This is a genomic window from Pseudomonas sp. Pmew2, from assembly GCF_058129885.1.
The window spans coordinates 3,428,150-3,443,753 of the sequence record NZ_CM176702.1 but is presented as its reverse complement, the minus strand read 5'-3'; the positions used below and the strand labels follow the sequence as shown (position 1 = coordinate 3,443,753).

General features: G+C 59.8%; 11 protein-coding genes and 1 pseudogene. 2 read left to right on the top strand and 10 right to left on the bottom strand.

From position 1 onward, the window contains the following. Nucleotides 1–349 precede the first annotated feature (349 nt). The 4 genes from AC4ANK_RS15640 to mexE all read right to left on the bottom strand — a co-directional run bounded on the left by AC4ANK_RS15640 (nucleotide 350) and on the right by mexE (nucleotide 7,418). On the bottom strand, nucleotides 350–1,444 hold the full coding sequence (locus AC4ANK_RS15640) for a HEAT repeat domain-containing protein (RefSeq protein WP_002553303.1): 1,095 nt from the start codon (nucleotides 1,442–1,444) through the stop codon (nucleotides 350–352). Between the two features lie 143 nt (nucleotides 1,445–1,587). Further along, complete coding sequence (locus AC4ANK_RS15635; protein ID WP_460385035.1) at nucleotides 1,588–2,973, bottom strand: efflux transporter outer membrane subunit; 1,386 nt, start codon at nucleotides 2,971–2,973, stop codon at nucleotides 1,588–1,590. Then, nucleotides 2,973–6,164, bottom strand: a complete 3,192-nt coding sequence (locus AC4ANK_RS15630; protein WP_031594729.1) for an efflux RND transporter permease subunit — start codon at nucleotides 6,162–6,164, stop codon at nucleotides 2,973–2,975. The genes AC4ANK_RS15635 and AC4ANK_RS15630 overlap by 1 nt, the downstream gene beginning before the upstream one ends. Before the next feature lie 12 nt (nucleotides 6,165–6,176). Then, nucleotides 6,177–7,418 carry a multidrug efflux RND transporter periplasmic adaptor subunit MexE gene (mexE, locus tag AC4ANK_RS15625; protein WP_002553305.1) on the bottom strand — a complete coding sequence of 414 codons (1,242 nt, stop codon included), beginning with the start codon at nucleotides 7,416–7,418 and terminating at the stop codon, nucleotides 6,177–6,179. A gap of 315 nt (nucleotides 7,419–7,733) precedes the next feature. Between mexE and AC4ANK_RS15620 the strand changes: the two are divergent. Then, nucleotides 7,734–8,756, top strand: a pseudogene (locus AC4ANK_RS15620) (methyl-accepting chemotaxis protein); the annotation flags it as partial. A gap of 33 nt (nucleotides 8,757–8,789) precedes the next feature. Beyond that, entirely contained in the window at nucleotides 8,790–9,662 is an 873-nt protein-coding gene (locus AC4ANK_RS15615) for a methyl-accepting chemotaxis protein (protein ID WP_460414691.1), read from the top strand. Between the two features lie 67 nt (nucleotides 9,663–9,729). Here AC4ANK_RS15615 and AC4ANK_RS15610 read toward each other — a convergent pair whose 3' ends face one another. The 6 genes from AC4ANK_RS15610 to AC4ANK_RS15585 all read right to left on the bottom strand — a co-directional run bounded on the left by AC4ANK_RS15610 (nucleotide 9,730) and on the right by AC4ANK_RS15585 (nucleotide 15,603). Continuing rightward, nucleotides 9,730–10,527, bottom strand: a complete 798-nt coding sequence (locus AC4ANK_RS15610) for an amino acid ABC transporter ATP-binding protein (RefSeq protein ID WP_002553308.1) — start codon at nucleotides 10,525–10,527, stop codon at nucleotides 9,730–9,732. After that, the gene (ehuD, locus tag AC4ANK_RS15605; protein ID WP_002553309.1) at nucleotides 10,520–11,170 is read right to left on the bottom strand and encodes an ectoine/hydroxyectoine ABC transporter permease subunit EhuD; all 651 of its coding nucleotides are present in this window, start codon (nucleotides 11,168–11,170) and stop codon (nucleotides 10,520–10,522) included. The genes AC4ANK_RS15610 and ehuD overlap by 8 nt, the downstream gene beginning before the upstream one ends. A gap of 3 nt (nucleotides 11,171–11,173) precedes the next feature. Continuing rightward, complete coding sequence (ehuC, locus tag AC4ANK_RS15600; protein WP_460385038.1) at nucleotides 11,174–11,857, bottom strand: ectoine/hydroxyectoine ABC transporter permease subunit EhuC; 684 nt, start codon at nucleotides 11,855–11,857, stop codon at nucleotides 11,174–11,176. A gap of 57 nt (nucleotides 11,858–11,914) precedes the next feature. Then, nucleotides 11,915–12,787: an ectoine/hydroxyectoine ABC transporter substrate-binding protein EhuB gene (ehuB, locus tag AC4ANK_RS15595; RefSeq protein ID WP_002553311.1), complete on the bottom strand. Its 873-nt coding sequence runs from the start codon at nucleotides 12,785–12,787 to the stop codon at nucleotides 11,915–11,917. Nucleotides 12,788–13,030: 243 nt separating this feature from the next. After that, nucleotides 13,031–14,674: a dipeptide ABC transporter ATP-binding protein gene (locus tag AC4ANK_RS15590; RefSeq protein ID WP_002553312.1), complete on the bottom strand. Its 1,644-nt coding sequence runs from the start codon at nucleotides 14,672–14,674 to the stop codon at nucleotides 13,031–13,033. Next, the gene (locus AC4ANK_RS15585; RefSeq protein ID WP_002553313.1) at nucleotides 14,671–15,603 is read right to left on the bottom strand and encodes an ABC transporter permease; all 933 of its coding nucleotides are present in this window, start codon (nucleotides 15,601–15,603) and stop codon (nucleotides 14,671–14,673) included. Before AC4ANK_RS15585 ends, AC4ANK_RS15590 begins: the two co-directional genes overlap by 4 nt. Between the last annotated feature and the right edge of the window lies 1 nt (nucleotide 15,604).

Here is a 15,604-nt window from a genome sequence, read left to right as displayed (position 1 = left end):
ATTGCGCAGACAGAGGATAGTTATAACTCAGTAGCCCGCAAATGATGCACCTTTTTTTTCAGTTAGAAAATAGCCTTTTTCAAATTCGTTAAATAGTCGTGGTGGAGGGTGTTGGATATAGGCGATGAAACCGGCGTTATCAGGCGAGCTGTTGTGTAAGTTATTTCCGACATTAGTCGCAGATGGAAAACGAGCCATGCGACACTGGACGGCTTAAAAGGAGAAACATCTGACAGACATGAAGGCTGGCGGATGCGGAAAGAGCAGAAGTGTCTGAAGGCAGCGGATGAAAGGGCGTGTAGCGGCATAAAAGATGGCCCTTGGCCTGCCTTTTTTTGCCTTTCTGACCCTACAGTCCCTGTTGCAGCACCGGGTCGTCGGGGTTCTGCTGCTCGAGCTCTGCCAGCAGAATCTGCACGTTTTGCAACTGACCATTTTCTTTCCAGTATTGAATCAGCAGCACTCTGGCCTTTCGGTTCGCAGGCTGGCTCTGAACAATCTGCGTCAACTGCCTCTGCGCCGCCTCAAGCTCGTGCAACGAATGCAGGGCAACCGCCAGGTCATAGCGATAGTCGGTGTTATCAGGCGCCAGCTCTGTAGCCTTTGCCAGGCTGAGCACAGCAAACTCTGCCTGCCCGTGGTTAAGCAGCCACATGCCCAGCGCGTGCTGAAGCATGGATGAACCAGGATTATGTTCCAGCAACTGTGCAAAAAGGCTGCGTGCCTGCTCGGCCTGGCCCTTGCGGTCCAGCAGCTCGATGTGCGCCAGCGCCGCTTCGATATTGCCCGGGTCCAGTGCTGTGGCCCTCTGCAGCGCGGCGACTGCCGGCTCCAGGTCGCCGGTCTGCAGGTACAGTCTGGCCAGTTGCAACTGATTTTGTGCGTTTTGCGGCTGGCTCTTTAGCGACTCCTGAAACGCCTCGGCACTTTGCTGCAGCACGGCAAAGTACAGGCCCAGCTCATCAGGTGACAGGCCGAGCAGGGCACTGGTGGCGCGGAATCTGACGGATTGTTCGTCGTCGTTCAGTAATGGGCCCAGCAGCAGGCTGCGCTGGCTGTTGGAGACCAGTCTGACGCTGACATCGATAGCCTCTTCGCGCACCTTGGCGGATCTGTCACCCAGCGCGGCATCAAGCAATTTGAGGGCCTGAGGGCTGGGGTAGTCGCTCAATTCGGCGAGCAGGTTGATGCGCTGTTCGTCAGACAGGTCGGTTCGTGCCAGTTGTTGGTACAGCACGCGTGCAGCGCCGGGCTTGCCGTCGTGTGCCTGTTCCAGTGCCTGAGCGTAGGTGTGGCTCAACCTGGCGGGAGCTGTCTGAACAGGCAAGCGCCACCACCAGAAAGCCAGTGATAGCGCCAGCATTGCCGCAGCCGCTGCGCCGATCAGCCAGCGATGTCGAGTAGTGGGTTGAGGCGATAACCCCTTGGTAGAAAGTCTGGGCATATCGATTTCCAATGCTTGACGGGTTGCAGCTTCGGGGAGTGGGTGGCAGCTGTCAAACGACAATCATGATGCCGTCGGCGTTCGGACAAAAAAAGCCCCGCGTCCTGAAGGGGCGCGGGGCGGGTTTACGGCCTGTTGGCGTATCAGGCCTGAGGTTGCCAGCCGCCACCCAGTGCCTTGTAAATGGCCACGATGCCGCGGTACAGCTCGATTTCTGCCTGTGCCTGAGAGTCTTCGGCCGCCAGACGCTCGCGCTCGGCATCCAGCAGGACCAGGAAGTCCGCTGTGCCTTCGCGGTACTGCACTGACGCCAGCCTGGCTGCGGAACGACTCGCATCGCTTTGGCGCATCAGCGAAACCAGCCGTTGCTGGCGTTTGTCGTAATCGCTGAAGGCGTTCTCCGACTCCTCCAGAGCGAGCAATACCTGCTGCTCATAGTTGGCCAGCGCGCCCTCGGCATCTGCATCGGCGCTGCGAATCTGCGCCCGGACGCTGCCCAGATCGAAAGCCGCCCAGGTGATGCTGGGGCCGAGTGACCATGACGAACCGATCTGCGACCCGCGGCCAGCGGTAAAGCCCAGGAAGCCGCTCAGACTGACCCGCGGAAACAGATCGGCGGTCGCCACGCCGATGCGTGCGGTCGAGGCGGCCAGTTGGCGTTCAGCGGCGCGGATGTCGGGCCGATTGCGCAGCACCTGTGTCGGATCGCCAATCGGCAGAGCCTTGGCGATAGCAGGCAGTTTGCTCGGGCTCAGGTCGACGCTGAGGTTTTCCGGGCGCTCGCCCAGCAACGTGGCGATACGATTGCGTTGGCGAACCTGTTCGGCCTGCAACTGCGGCACGGTCGCTTCAACGGCTGCCAGTCGTGCCTCGGCACGCACCACGTCCAGTTCATTGCCCACGCCGGCATCACGCAACTGGGTGGTCACGTCCTGAGAGCTCTGCTGGTTTTTCAGGTTGTCGCGGGCAATGGCTTCACGCAGCTGTGCGCCGCGTAGCTGCCCGTAGGCGTCGACCACCTCGGCAATCAGAGTCACCTGAAGCTGATACAGGTTGGCTTCGGCGGCTTCCTGATCGGCATTGCTGGCTTCCAGTTGGCGCTGAATACGTCCGAACAGGTCGACCTCCCAGGCCATGTCCAGGCCAAGGTCATACCGCTCGCTATTGACGCGCCGCTCAGTAACACCAGGTTGCTGACCCTTGCCCAGGTCACTGCTGGCCCGGCTGGTGATCACCGGCATGGCGTCGTTGGCAACGTCATCGCGAATCGCCCGTGCGGCTTTCAGGCGGGCAAAGGCAACACGCAGATCGCGGTTGCCGTCCAGCGACCTGGCTACCAGTTTATTGAGGGTAGGGTCCTCAAACTGCTGCCACCAGACGGTGTCCACTTTGCCGCGGTCATAGTTGCCCTGAGCTGCGGACGCCAGTTGTGCTGGCGCCGTAACCGGTGCCTTGTAGTCCGGGCCGACGGCGCAGGCCGCCAGCGCCATGACCAGCAGGCTCGGGAGGAAAAGTTTGAACGCGCTCATCAATGCATCTCCGCAGGCAGGTTTTGCAGTCTTTGTGCCCTGGCGGCCTTGCGGGCGTCCTGGCGTTCGACGTAATTACGGATAAGCACGTAGAACACCGGCGTCAGCAGCAGGCCGAAGAACGTGACCCCCAGCATCCCGGAGAACACGGCGACCCCCATGGCATGGCGCATTTCCGCACCTGCACCGCTGGAAAGCACCAGTGGTACGACGCCCATGATGAACGCGAAGGACGTCATCAGAATCGGACGCAGGCGCAGTCGGCATGCCTCCAGCACTGCATCCAGCGGGCTCATTCCCTCGGCCTGTTTGTCCTTGGCGAACTCGACGATCAGAATCGCGTTCTTGCACGCCAGGCCCACCAGTACGATCAGCCCGATCTGGGTGAAGATGTTGTTATCGCTACCGGCAATCATCACCCCGGCAATCGCCGAGAGCAGGGTCATTGGTACGATCAGGATTACCGCCAGCGGCAGGCTCCAGCTTTCGTATTGAGCCGCCAGTACCAAAAATGCCAGCAGAACACACAGCGGGAAGACGAACAGCGCCGTGTTGCCTGAAAGAATCTGTTGGTACGTAAGGTCAGTCCACTCGTAAACCATGCCGTTGGGCAGCTCTTCACGCAGCAGTTTCTCGACCGCCGCTTGAGCCTGACCAGAGCTGAAGCCAGGACCGGCAGCACCGTTGATTTCTGCCGTGATGAAGCCGTTGTAGTGCATTACGCGGTCGGGACCTGCGGTGTCACTGACTTTGACGAAGGTTGCCAGTGGGATCATTTCTCCCAGATTGTTGCGCACCTTGAGCTGACCGATCTGGTCGGCATCCTGACGGAACTGCTGCTCTGCCTGGACATTGACCTGATACGTGCGGCCAAAACGGTTGAAGTCGTTGGCATACAGCGAGCCCAGATAAACCTGCAGGGTGTCAAAGATGTCGCTGACCGCAACGCCATGCGTCTTGGCCTTCTCGCGGTCGATGGCGGCATCCACCTGCGGCACGTTCACGGTATAGCTGGTGAACAACCCGGCCAGTTCCGGCACGCTGCGGCTCTTGGCAATGATGTTCTGGGTTTCCTTGTACAACTCGTCGTAACCCAGGTTGCCACGGTCCTCTATCTGCAGGCGGAAACCGCCGATGGTGCCCAGCCCCTGTACCGGAGGTGGCGGGAAGATCGCCATGTATGCTTCCTGGATCGACGCGAACTGGCCGTTCAGGGCGCCGGCAATGGCGTTGGCTGACAGACTGGGGTCCTTGCGCTCCTCAAACGGTTTGAGGGCGACGAATACCACACCGTTGTTCGGGCTGTTGGTAAAGCCGTTGATCGACAGGCCGGGGAAGGCAATCGCGTTTTCCACGCCCGGCTGTTTAAGTGCCAGCTCGGACATGCGCTTGATGACGTCTTCGGTACGGTCGAGGCTGGCAGCGTCCGGCAGCTGGGCAAAGGCCACCAGGTACTGCTTGTCCTGGCTGGGTACAAAACCGGTCGGCGTGCTGGCGAAACCCAGCCAGGTCAGGACCATCAGGCCTGCATACACCAACAGTGCGATACCACTGCTGCGAATAACCCGGGCGACGGTGCCGACGTAGCCATGGCTGGCTTTTTCGAAGAAACGGTTGAACGGGCGGAACAGCCAGCCGCCAAGGATTCTGTCGAGGAAACGCGAGAAACGATCCTTGGGCGCATCGTGGCCTTTGAGCAGTACCGCGGCCAGCGCAGGCGACAGGGTCAGCGAGTTGAAGGCCGAAATCACTGTCGAGATGGCGATGGTCAGTGCGAACTGCTTGTAGAACTGCCCGGTCAGGCCGGAAATGAACGCTGCCGGTACGAACACCGCACATAGCACCAGTGCAGTGGCGATGATCGGCCCGGTCACTTCGGCCATGGCCTTGTGCGTGGCCTGGACCGGTTCAAGCCCCAGCTCGATGTTTCGTTCGACGTTCTCCACCACCACGATGGCGTCGTCCACCACGATGCCGATTGCCAGCACCAGCCCGAACAATGACAGTGCGTTCAGAGAGAAGCCGAACATGTGCATGACAGCAAAGGTGCCGATCAGCGAGACCGGTACGGCCACCAGCGGGATAATCGAAGCGCGCCAGGTCTGCAGGAACAGGATCACCACCAGCACGACCAGGATCAGTGCTTCAAACAGGGTGTGAATCACCGCCTCGATGGAGCCGCGCACGAAGATCGTCGGGTCATAGACGATGCTGTAGTCCATGCCTTCCGGGAAGCTCTTTTTCAGCTCGGCCATTCTGGCCCGTACATCGTTGGAGATGTCGATGGCGTTGGAGCCGGGCCGCTGGAAAATAGGGATGGCCACGGCGGGCTGGTTGTTCAGCAGCGAGCGCAGCGCATACTGGCTGGAGCCCAGCTCGATGCGTGCAACGTCCTTCAGACGAGTGATTTCGCCGTCAGCGCCTGCACGAACCACAACGTTTTCGAACTCCTCCTCGGTGACCAGACGGCCCTGGGTGTTGACCGACATCTGAAAGCTGGTGGCATTCGGCGAGGGCGGGGAGCCCAGCTGACCTGCGGCAACCTGACGGTTCTGCTCGCGAATTGCATTGACCACATCGGTGGCGGTCAGGTTGCGTGAGGCAGTCTTGTTCGGGTCCAGCCAGACCCGCAGCGAATAGTCGCCCATACCGAACAGTTGCACGTCACCGACACCGCCCAGTCGCGCGAGCTCATCCTTGATGTTGAGCACTGCGTAGTTGGACAGGTACAGCATGTCGTAGCGCTGGTCCGGCGAGGTCAAGTGCACAACCATGGTCAGGTCGGGGGAGGCCTTGTCCACGGTAATGCCGATGCGCGTCACTTCTTCCGGCAGCTTGGGCTCGGTACGCGTCACACGGTTCTGCACCTGCACCTGCGCGTTGTCCAGTTCAGTGCCCAGCGCAAAGGTGATGGTCAGGGTCAGCTTGCCGTCGGCAGTGGCCTGGGACGACATATAGAGCATGCCTTCCACACCGGTGATGGCCTGTTCCAGTGGCGAGGCTACGGTTTCGCCGATCACCTTGGGATTGGCGCCGGGAAAGTTGGCGCGCACGACTACTGTGGGCGGCACTACTTCCGGGTATTCACTGATCGGCAGCTGGAACAGTGAGATAGCACCGGCGATCAGGATCAGCAGCGACAGCACTGCGGCAAAGATCGGCCGGGAAATAAAGAATTTGGAGAAGTTCATCGGACAAGTCCCTTAGCCGCGCGGCGCAGTGGCGCTGGCGATTTTGACGGCCGCTTTGGGCGCCACTTGTGGCAGGTTGCTGGCTTCGAGGGCCTGGCGTTGTTTGAGCAATGCTGCGAGGGTGTCGGCGCTGGCCATCGGTGTCACCTCAGGGTCCACAGGCTGGCCGGGACGCACGCGTTGCAAGCCTTTGACGACGATGGTGTCGTCCTTGCCCAGACCGTTACGCACAATGCGCAGACCTTCGATTTTCGGGCCCAGTTCGACAGCCCGATAGGCAGGTTTGTTGTCCTTGTCCATCACCAGCACAAACTTCTTGCCCAGGTCGGTGCCCACTGCTTCGTCATTGATCAGCACCGCCGAGTAAGTGCCACTGCCCACCAGTTTCAGACGGGCATACAGGCCGGGGGTGAAATCACCGTCGGCGTTATCGAACACCGCACGACCGCGAATGGTGCCGGTCCTGGGGTTGACCTGGTTGTCGACAAAGTTCATCTGGCCCAGGTGCGGGTTGCCGGTTTCGTTGGACAGGCCCAGGTACACCGGAGTGGTCTGGCCGCGTTGGCCTTTACGGGCCAGTTCGGTGTACTTGAGGAACACGCGTTCGTCTGCGTCGAAGTAGGCGTAGACCTTGTCGGTGGAGACCACGCTGGTCAGCGCGGTGACATCTGCGGTCACAATGTTGCCGGCGGTGATCTCTGCGCGACTGACACGACCTGTAATCGGTGCAGTAACACGGGTAAAACTGAGGTTCAGTCGAGCCAGATCCAGCTGCGCCTGAATGGCCGCGACACCGGCCTTGGCTTCCTGCGCCGAGGTGGTGCGCGAGTCGGCCAGCTCGGCGGAAATCGCGTTGTTGGTACGCAGACGCTCGCCGCGCTGGGCTTCATTGTCACTGCGCAGTGCGACGGCACGGGCCTGTTGCAGTTGCGCCTCAAGACGACGAACTTCGGACTGGAACGGACGCGGGTCAATCTGGAACAGCAGATCGCCTTTTTTGACCAGCGAACCGTCGGTGAACGCTACCTGATCGATCTGACCAGACACCCTTGGACGTACCTCGACGGTTTCCGGTGCTTCAAGACGACCCGTGAATTCATCCCATTCGTTGATCGGCTGCTCCAGCACCTTGGCCACGCTGACCTTGGCTGCGCCAGGCGCACTGGTGGCTTCCGGCGCGCGGCCGCAAGCACTGATAACGATAAGGGCGAGGGCGGTGAGGGGGTAGCGCAGATGGCTGAGTGTCTGGTGCATGGGAAGTTCCGCCGATAGTAAGGAATGGGCGGATTCTGTTGCGCACAGGGTGTTATTAACGAATCGAATAAACCGAAGGTTACTATCACTGGCAATGATGAGTACCCATAGGTCTTCGAAAACCTGCCTCCGGGTGACCCGCAAGGTGGATGGTGGCCAGGCATTCGGGGCTGAGAATGCTCCGCTTATGGCGAGCCAAAAAGCTCATGTCATATTGCTATCTCTTCGATCAATCTTTGCAATCGCCGCCGCTATCAAGTTGTCCAGCGAACAGTCGATCCTTGAGTATTACGATAAATCCCGAGGAAAAGTTTGATGAAGTCGACATGGCTGGACAATTTGAAGGTCAGCAAAAAGCTGAGTATAGGCTTCGGTCTGATACTACTGGGCGTGCTGACGGTCACCGCGATCGGCTACCTCAGCACCAACCTGCTGATCGAGCGGCTGGGCAAGGCAGCCAAAGTTTCTGAAGTAAAGGCCGATGCGCTAAGCCTCAGGATCGCTGCGCAGGCCTATACTGCCAAGCCTGACGCGAGCAATTCGCAGGGCTACACGGTCGCTCTGGACAACCTGGGCAAGACCATCGAGGACGGCCTGAAGCTTCTGACTGTTCCGGCCAATGCCGATATTCTCAGAGGTATTCGCGATCAGGTGGGTGGCTTGAGACAAACGTTCAGTCAGTTGGTCGATAATAATCGGCAAATTGATCAGGCCATGCAGCCGTTGATCACCATTTCCGAGCAGGTGAGCGGAAGCTTCGAGACACTCCTGCAAAAGACCTTCGACGACGTTTCCCGCTCGCTGGATCAAAGCGGTATCGACCAGGTAAAGATTGCCGGCGACCTGCGCAATGGCATGACCAGTTTTCGCCTGGTGTTTCGCCGTTATATCAGTATCCCGACCGCTGAAAACAGGCAGATCACCTTCGATGCTGCCGACTCACTGATCGCTCAGGTGAGCAGTGCGCGCAACCAATTGCCGAACAAGGCCGGCCCGGCAGTGGATGAGGCGCTCAGGGCACTGCAACAGTACAAATCGTTGATGGTCTCCATCTCGCAACTGATGCAACAGAGCGATCAGATTCGCGACAGCCTTCGCCAGCAGTCAATGGACATCGTCACCAGTACCGAAAAGCTGATGGCGGGCCAGGTGGTCAGTGCCAATAAAGAAAAAGACAGCGCGGTCACCCAGTTGCTCATGGTGGCGGTGATCGTATTGCTGCTGGGCATCTTCGCGGCGATCCTGATTACCCGTCAGATTACTCGTCCGCTCGATTCCACGGTGATCGCTGCGCGTCGAATTGCCGACGGCGATCTGACCAATGACCTCAGCACCACTCGCCAGGATGAGCTGGGCCTGCTGCAAAACACCATGCACCAGATGACCGTATCGTTGCGCACCCTGATTGGCGGTATCAGTAATGGTGTGACACAGATCGCCACGGCGGCCGAGGAGCTTTCAGCCGTCAGCGAGCAGACCAGCGCGGGCGTCACTCAGCAGAAACTGGAAGTCGATCAGGTAGCGACCGCCATGAATCAGATGGCGTCTACCGTTCAGGAAGTGGCGCAGAACACTGAAGATGCATCGCAGGCCGCCAGACAGGCCAGTGATCGTGCTGCTCATGGCAGCAGCGTGGTGCAACACGCCACGCGTGAAATCAGCCAGCTTGCCGGTGAAGTGGGGCAACTGGGCGAGGCCATGCAGCGCCTGATTCAGGACAGTGACAAGATTGGCGGTGTAATCGATGTGATCAAGGCGGTCGCAGAACAAACCAACCTGTTGGCCCTCAACGCGGCGATCGAAGCCGCACGTGCGGGTGAGCAGGGGCGTGGCTTTGCCGTGGTGGCCGATGAGGTGCGCTCGCTGGCTCAGCGTACACAGTCATCCACGACTGAAATCGAGGCGCTGATAAAGTCCTTGCAGGATGGCACCGGCGCGGCATCGGAGCTGATGAATGCCAGCCGTCAACGTACCGAAGGCACAGTGGCGCTGGCGCGGCAGGCCGAAGAATCGCTGCTTGAAATCACTCATTCGATTGGGACCATCGAACAGATGAGCCAACAGATTTCTGCTGCCGCTGAAGAGCAGAGCGCCGTCACCGACGAAATCAATCGCAGTTTCATCAGCGTGCGGGACATCGCCGATCAGTCGGCCACGGCCACTGAGCAGAGCGCGGCGTCTACCGTGGAACTGGCGCGCCTGGGCAGCAACCTGCAAGGCATGGTTGCGCGCTTCCGGATCTGATTGCAGCCACTTTCAAAAAGTCGCGAGGCCCAAAAGTCTCACCCTGCAAAAAGAGCAGCGCTGGCAATCAGCGCTGCTCCACCAACTGCAAAAACCTTCGGGTTCGCTCGTTTTGCGGATTCAGCAGAATTTCGCCCGGGGTGCCGTCTGCCACGATGCGGCCGCCCTCCATGAACAGCACTCGGTCAGCGATGTCCTGAGCGAATTTCATCTCGTGGGTAACCAGTAACATGGTCATCTGAAATTCGTGGGCAATCGAGCGAATCACCGACAGCACCTCGCCGACCAGCTCCGGGTCGAGCGCCGAGGTAACTTCATCGAACAACATGACCTGCGGGCGCATGGCCAGAGCTCTGGCAATCGCTACACGTTGTTGCTGACCACCGGAAAGCTGGCTCGGATAGGCATCGGCCTTGTGTGCAAGCCCGACCAGCCCCAGGTATTGATGCGCGCGTTCAAGGGCCTCTTCGCGAGGCAGTCTGAGTACCCGTAACGGCGCTTCGGTGACATTTTCCTGCACGGTGAGGTGAGGGAACAGGTTGAACTGCTGGAACACCATGCCAACCCGATGCTCTACCGGGGCTCTGCGTGAGCCAGGCCATTGCCATTGGACCTTGCGCGCCGGCACGGTTTTGCCAGCGACCTCAATACTGCCTTGCTGGTAGGTTTCCAGGCCCTTGATGAGACGCAGTACGGTTGATTTTCCCGAGCCGCTGGGACCGATCAATGCGACTTTCTGGCCTTGAGGAATGCTCAGGTCGAGGTGATTGATGATCCGGTTACGGGCGAAGTCCTTGACCACTTGTTTCAACTGTATCTGCGCGGCAGTGACAGACGGGATTGCGGTGTGTGCAAGATCAGACATGGCTGCGCCTTTCCAGGTATTTGAACAGCAACGAGGTCGGCACACTGATCGCTAGAAACATCAGCGCCATTACCGTGTACGGTTCGTTGTAACGGTAGGTCATGCCAGCGATCTGCTTGGCAGCCTGAAACAGTTCGGGGATGGTGATCACCGCCAGCAGCGGCGTTTCCTTGAACATGCCGATCAGGTAATTGCCGAGCACCGGCAGCATGGGTTTCAACGCCTGCGGCAGGATAATGCGCCGCCAGGTGTCGCTACGACTGAAGTCCAGCGCGCGTGCGGCTTCCCATTGCCCGGCAGGGATGTCATCGATGGCACCGCGATACGCTTCGGCAATGTAAGCCGCGTAATAGCAGCCAAGGCCGATCACGCCAGTGGTGATCGCCGGGAAGGTGATGCCCGCCAGCGGCAGCGCAAAGAACAGCACATACAGCTGGACCATCAGCGGCGTATTACGAAAAAAGCTCAGGTAGCCTTTGCTCAGGCGATGCACGACGGTTATCTGCGAGCGCAATGTCAGGGCCAGGATCAGACCGAGCAACACTGCGAGCAAGAACCCAAGCACCACGACCTGCACGGTCACCAGCAAGCCCTGAAACAGCTCCGGCAGAATCGACCAGGCGAATGCGATATCAAACTCCATCGTTCATCCCCTTGCCGTGCGCCACGCGGTGGCGTGCTGCTCATAACGCTTGACCAGCCAGCTCAATGGCCAGGTCATCACGAAGTAGCAGACCAGCACGATGCTCCAGATCAGCGTTTGCTGGCCCAGCGTGGTTATCAATTGACTGCCGGTAAAGGTCAGGTCGGTGAGGGTAATGAGGGAAACCAGTGAGGTGGTTTTCAGCAGCTCGACCAATTGGTTGCCCGTCGGCGGGATCATGAACGGCAGGGCCTGCGGCAGAATGATTCGCCGAAACGCGCTTATCGGCCCGAAATCCAGCGCACGCACAGCGTCACGTTGACGCTGGCTGACGTTGATCAGTGCCGAGCGAATGATTTCCGCGCCATACGCCGAAAACGTCAGCCCCAGCCCCAGCACACCCGTGGTCATGGGTGACAGGCGAATGCCGAACAGCGGCAGGATGAAGAACAGATAAAACAGCAACACCAATGCCGAGATGCCACGCAGCACTTCGACATATACCGTGGCGAACCAGCGTAACGCCCTGAATGGCGACAGGCGCATCAGGGCGATTACAAACGAGAGCACCAGCACCAGCACCAGCAGTTCAGCAAGCACAGTGATCTGCAGGGTGATCCAGGCGCCGTGGGCCAGTTGTCTGGCAATGAAACCTGCGGTTTCCAGTGTTGCAGCATCAACAGGCATGGCCGTACTCGTGTGGGTCAGGGCCGTTTACTGCGCGCCCTTGCGGGACGGGGCAGATCATGGGTTGCAGCGTTGGGCTGCGGTGATGGCCGGGTCAGCCAGTTCGTTTTCGGTGTAGCCGTACTTCTGCAGGATTTTCAGCAGCTCGCCCGACGCCCGGAGTTTGGCCAGTTGTTCGTTGAAAGCCTGTTCGAAGGCCGGATCGTTTTTTGGCAGGCCGTAGGCGTGGTAATTCCAGCCCGGTTTGCCACTGGCGTCCGGAATCTGCTCGAAAGGCAAGGCGCGCTCGATGTCCGGACTGTTGGCTTTCTTGATCAGACTGATGACTTCGGCATCCGGGAAATACACCACGTCCACGCGACCCGCCTGCAAGGCGGCCAATGCCTCGGTGTCCTTGTCGAACAACACCACGTTGCCGTTGGCGATACCGCTGTCTTTGGCTTCCTGAACCTGATTGCTGCCAGGTTGCGTGGCCAGGCGCACCTTGGCGTTGCTGGCGACGTCCTTGAGGCTGTGCAGGTTCAGCGGGTTGCCGGTTTTGACAATGAACGCACCGCCGGATCGCGTCACCGGGTTGGAGAACGCGATGACCTTGCAGCGATTCGGATTGATGAACAGGCCTGCACCGATCAAGTCGAAACGACCTGCTGCCAGACCCGGCACCAGCGAACCGAAGTCAGTGATGGGCGTCTCGATCTGCTTGATGCCCAGCGGTTCGAGAATCGCACGCAGTATCTCTACGTTGGCCCCGGTCGCTTTGCCATCGGTGCCGATGTAGGCATAGGGCTGTTCGTTGGCGATGCCAGCGGTCAAGCCGTCAGTGCGGCCTTTTTCCAGCAGTCCGGCCAGGGCGGGAAACGAAATAACGGCATTCAGCAACAGCGCTGAACCCATCAGGGCTGGGAACGACAGGGGGTTGATGCCTTTCATTGCGGGTGCTCGAAGTAGGGGGATAGGGGCTTCTTGCTGATGCGGCCTGAACATGCGAGTCAGGTGCGCAACTTGGCCTGGTCTTGCCTGCATCCTGCTTCGGCAACGTTTGGTGCATAAGATGAAACTCTATAGCTATTAAAAAGATAATTTAAATATCGATAAGGAATATGCATATGCGCAGTCGCCGACGCCATGGACTCCAAACGTCGTGCGACCAATTGATGTAAGCCCAGGTATTTGTCAGTGCATCCCTGTTTGTAACTCCAGACGCCGGCCAGGTATCGCAGCAATCAACTCCTGGGTGTAAGCCGCTTCAGGTCTGGCAAAAACATCCTCGGCCAGACCCTGCTCGACGGTCTTGCCATGCTTGAGCACCAGTACCTGGTGGGCAACGCTGGCGACTACTGCAAGGTCGTGGGACACCAGCACGTAGGCGATGCCGGATTCGGATTGCAGTTCGACCAGCAAGTCGAGAATCTGCGCCTGCACCGATACGTCCAGCGCCGAAACCGGCTCGTCGAGTAGCAGCAGATCCGGTTGCAGGGCCAGCGCTCTGGCAATCGCTACGCGCTGACGCTGGCCACCGGAAAGCTCACGGGGCAGCCGGTCCAGATACGCTATGGGCAAGTGCACTCTCTCGATCAACTGTCGCGCGGCCTGCTCCAGTTCGCGGCCTTTGAGCAGGCCGAACGAGACCAGTGGCTCGACGATGCTTTCGAATAGCGTGAAGCGTGGATCGAGGGCTGCGAAAGGGTTTTGCTGGACCAGCTGGATGCGCCGCCGTAGCGGTCTGAACTCGCGCCAGCCCAGGTCGGTGACATCCTGGCCGTCCAGCAAAACTCGCCCGTGCGTGGGTTTTTCCAGGCCCAGAGCAATGCGCAGCGCAGTACTTTTGCCAGAACCGGACTCGCCGACGATGGCCAGGGTCTGGCCGGGATAAACCTTAAAGTTGACGTCCTGCAAAGCCTGGAAGTCTGTGTCTTCACCTTTCACGTAGGGCAGGCGATAGGTCTTGCCGATGTTGCTCAGGGTCAGCAGAGGTGTGTCGCTGTTCGCGACCGGGCGCACTGTTGCCGGGCTCTTGCGCTGGCCGAAAGCCGGTGCTGCCGCGATCAGTGCGCGGGTATAGGTATGGCGCGGTGTGATGAGTATCTGTTGCGGCGGGCCTTGTTCGACCAACTCGCCCTTGTTCATTACCAGCACACGGTCAGCACGATCGGCAGCCACGCCAAGATCGTGGGTAATGATCAGCAGGGAAATGCCACGCTCGGCCACCAGACGTTGCAGGTGATCGAGGATCTTGCGTTGCACTGTCACGTCCAGAGCGCTGGTGGGCTCATCGGCGATGATCAGGCGCGGATTGCCCGCCAGCGCGATGGCGATCAGCACGCGCTGGCGCATGCCACCGGACAGTTCGTGCGGATACTGGCGGGCGCGCAATACCGGCTTGTCCAGACCGACCTGCTGCAGTAATTCCAGCACATCGGCATCCACTGCCGGGTAACGCCGGCCGTGGGCTTGAATCAGTGCTTCGGCAATTTGCCGGCCGATGCGCAGGGTAGGGTTGAGGCCGACCATCGGGTCTTGCGGCACCAGACCGATCACGCTGCCGCGAACCCGACGTTTTTCTCGCTCGGAAGCTTGGCTCAGGTCGTGACCATCGACGTGCAGCTCGCCGCCTGTGATGGTCGCGTTGTCTGGTAACAGGCCGAGTATGGCGTTGGCCAGGGTCGACTTGCCGGACCCGGATTCACCGACAATTGCCACGGTTTCGCCCCTGGCCACCTGAAACGAGACGCCGCGCACGGCCTGGTTGGTCTGGCCGTCGAAACGGTAGGCGACACTCAGATGACGAATGTCGATCAGTTGGGCGGTATCGGTCATCGTTGAGTCTCTTCCAGAGTGCGGGCGATGTGGTTGAAGCTGAACACTACGCCAACCACGAACAGGCCCGGCAGCAGCGACACCCAGGGCGCGGTCATCAGGAAGTGACGACCATTGGCGATCAGCGTGCCCCATTCGGCAGCCGGTGGTTCGGCACCAAAGCCGAGGAAACTCAGCCCGGCAGTCGCCAGAATCGCTGCACCGAAATCCAGTGTGGCAAGCACCGCCACCGGGCCCCAGGCGTTGGGCAGGATGTGGCGCAGCAGGGTTCGCGTCCAGCTTGCACCGCCCAGCCGCGCGGCCTCGACGTAAGGCAGGGTCTTGACGCGCAATACTTCGGCGCGGGTGGTGCGCGCGAATCCGGGGATGATCCCCACACCGACCGCAATGGCCACCGGAAGGGTGCCGAAACCGATGGCGGTGACAATCGCCAGCGCCAGTAACAGGCCGGGCAGGGCCAGCAATACATCGATCAGGCGCATGATCACTGCATCGATGCGCCCGCCTGCAAAACCGGAAATCACCCCCAGGCTCAGGCCACCGGCCATGGCGATGCCCACCGCCAGCAATGCGGCTTGTACCGACAGGCTCGATCCGTGTACCACGCGGGTGTAGAGATCACGGCCCAGTTCATCGGTGCCGAACCAGTGCGCGGCATTTGGCGCGGTGAGCTTTTCGCTGGGCGAGGTGGCGTAAGGCGCGTAGCTGCTCAGCAGGTTGGGTGCCAGCGCGGCCAGTAATGCAAAGGCGACCATTGCCACCGCGAGCAGAAACCCCGGACGACGCAGCAGGGGCTTGGCGGCCTCTACGGCGCGACTCAGGTTGCTACGCCGCCGCCATTGCGCGGCGGGGGCGGTTTTGCCGGAAAGGCTTTGACTGGAATCAACAAGGCGGGTCAGGCGCGCAAGGCGGTTGTCGAAGATAGTCATG

What these genes read in the sequence shown, in the direction of transcription:
- AC4ANK_RS15585 (WP_002553313.1), bottom strand. Translation starts at nt 15,603, where the DNA reads ATGACTATCTTCGACAACCGCCTTGCGCGCCTGACCCGCCTTGTTGAT.
- ehuD (WP_002553309.1), bottom strand. Translation starts at nt 11,170, where the DNA reads ATGGAGTTTGATATCGCATTCGCCTGGTCGATTCTGCCGGAGCTGTTT.
- AC4ANK_RS15630 (WP_031594729.1), bottom strand. Translation starts at nt 6,164, where the DNA reads ATGAACTTCTCCAAATTCTTTATTTCCCGGCCGATCTTTGCCGCAGTG.
- mexE (WP_002553305.1), bottom strand. Translation starts at nt 7,418, where the DNA reads ATGCACCAGACACTCAGCCATCTGCGCTACCCCCTCACCGCCCTCGCC.
- AC4ANK_RS15610 (WP_002553308.1), bottom strand. Translation starts at nt 10,527, where the DNA reads ATGTCTGATCTTGCACACACCGCAATCCCGTCTGTCACTGCCGCGCAG.
- AC4ANK_RS15590 (WP_002553312.1), bottom strand. Translation starts at nt 14,674, where the DNA reads ATGACCGATACCGCCCAACTGATCGACATTCGTCATCTGAGTGTCGCC.
- ehuB (WP_002553311.1), bottom strand. Translation starts at nt 12,787, where the DNA reads ATGAAAGGCATCAACCCCCTGTCGTTCCCAGCCCTGATGGGTTCAGCG.
- AC4ANK_RS15635 (WP_460385035.1), bottom strand. Translation starts at nt 2,973, where the DNA reads ATGAGCGCGTTCAAACTTTTCCTCCCGAGCCTGCTGGTCATGGCGCTG.
- AC4ANK_RS15615 (WP_460414691.1), top strand. Translation starts at nt 8,790, where the DNA reads ATGCACCAGATGACCGTATCGTTGCGCACCCTGATTGGCGGTATCAGT.
- ehuC (WP_460385038.1), bottom strand. Translation starts at nt 11,857, where the DNA reads ATGCCTGTTGATGCTGCAACACTGGAAACCGCAGGTTTCATTGCCAGA.
- AC4ANK_RS15640 (WP_002553303.1), bottom strand. Translation starts at nt 1,444, where the DNA reads ATGCCCAGACTTTCTACCAAGGGGTTATCGCCTCAACCCACTACTCGA.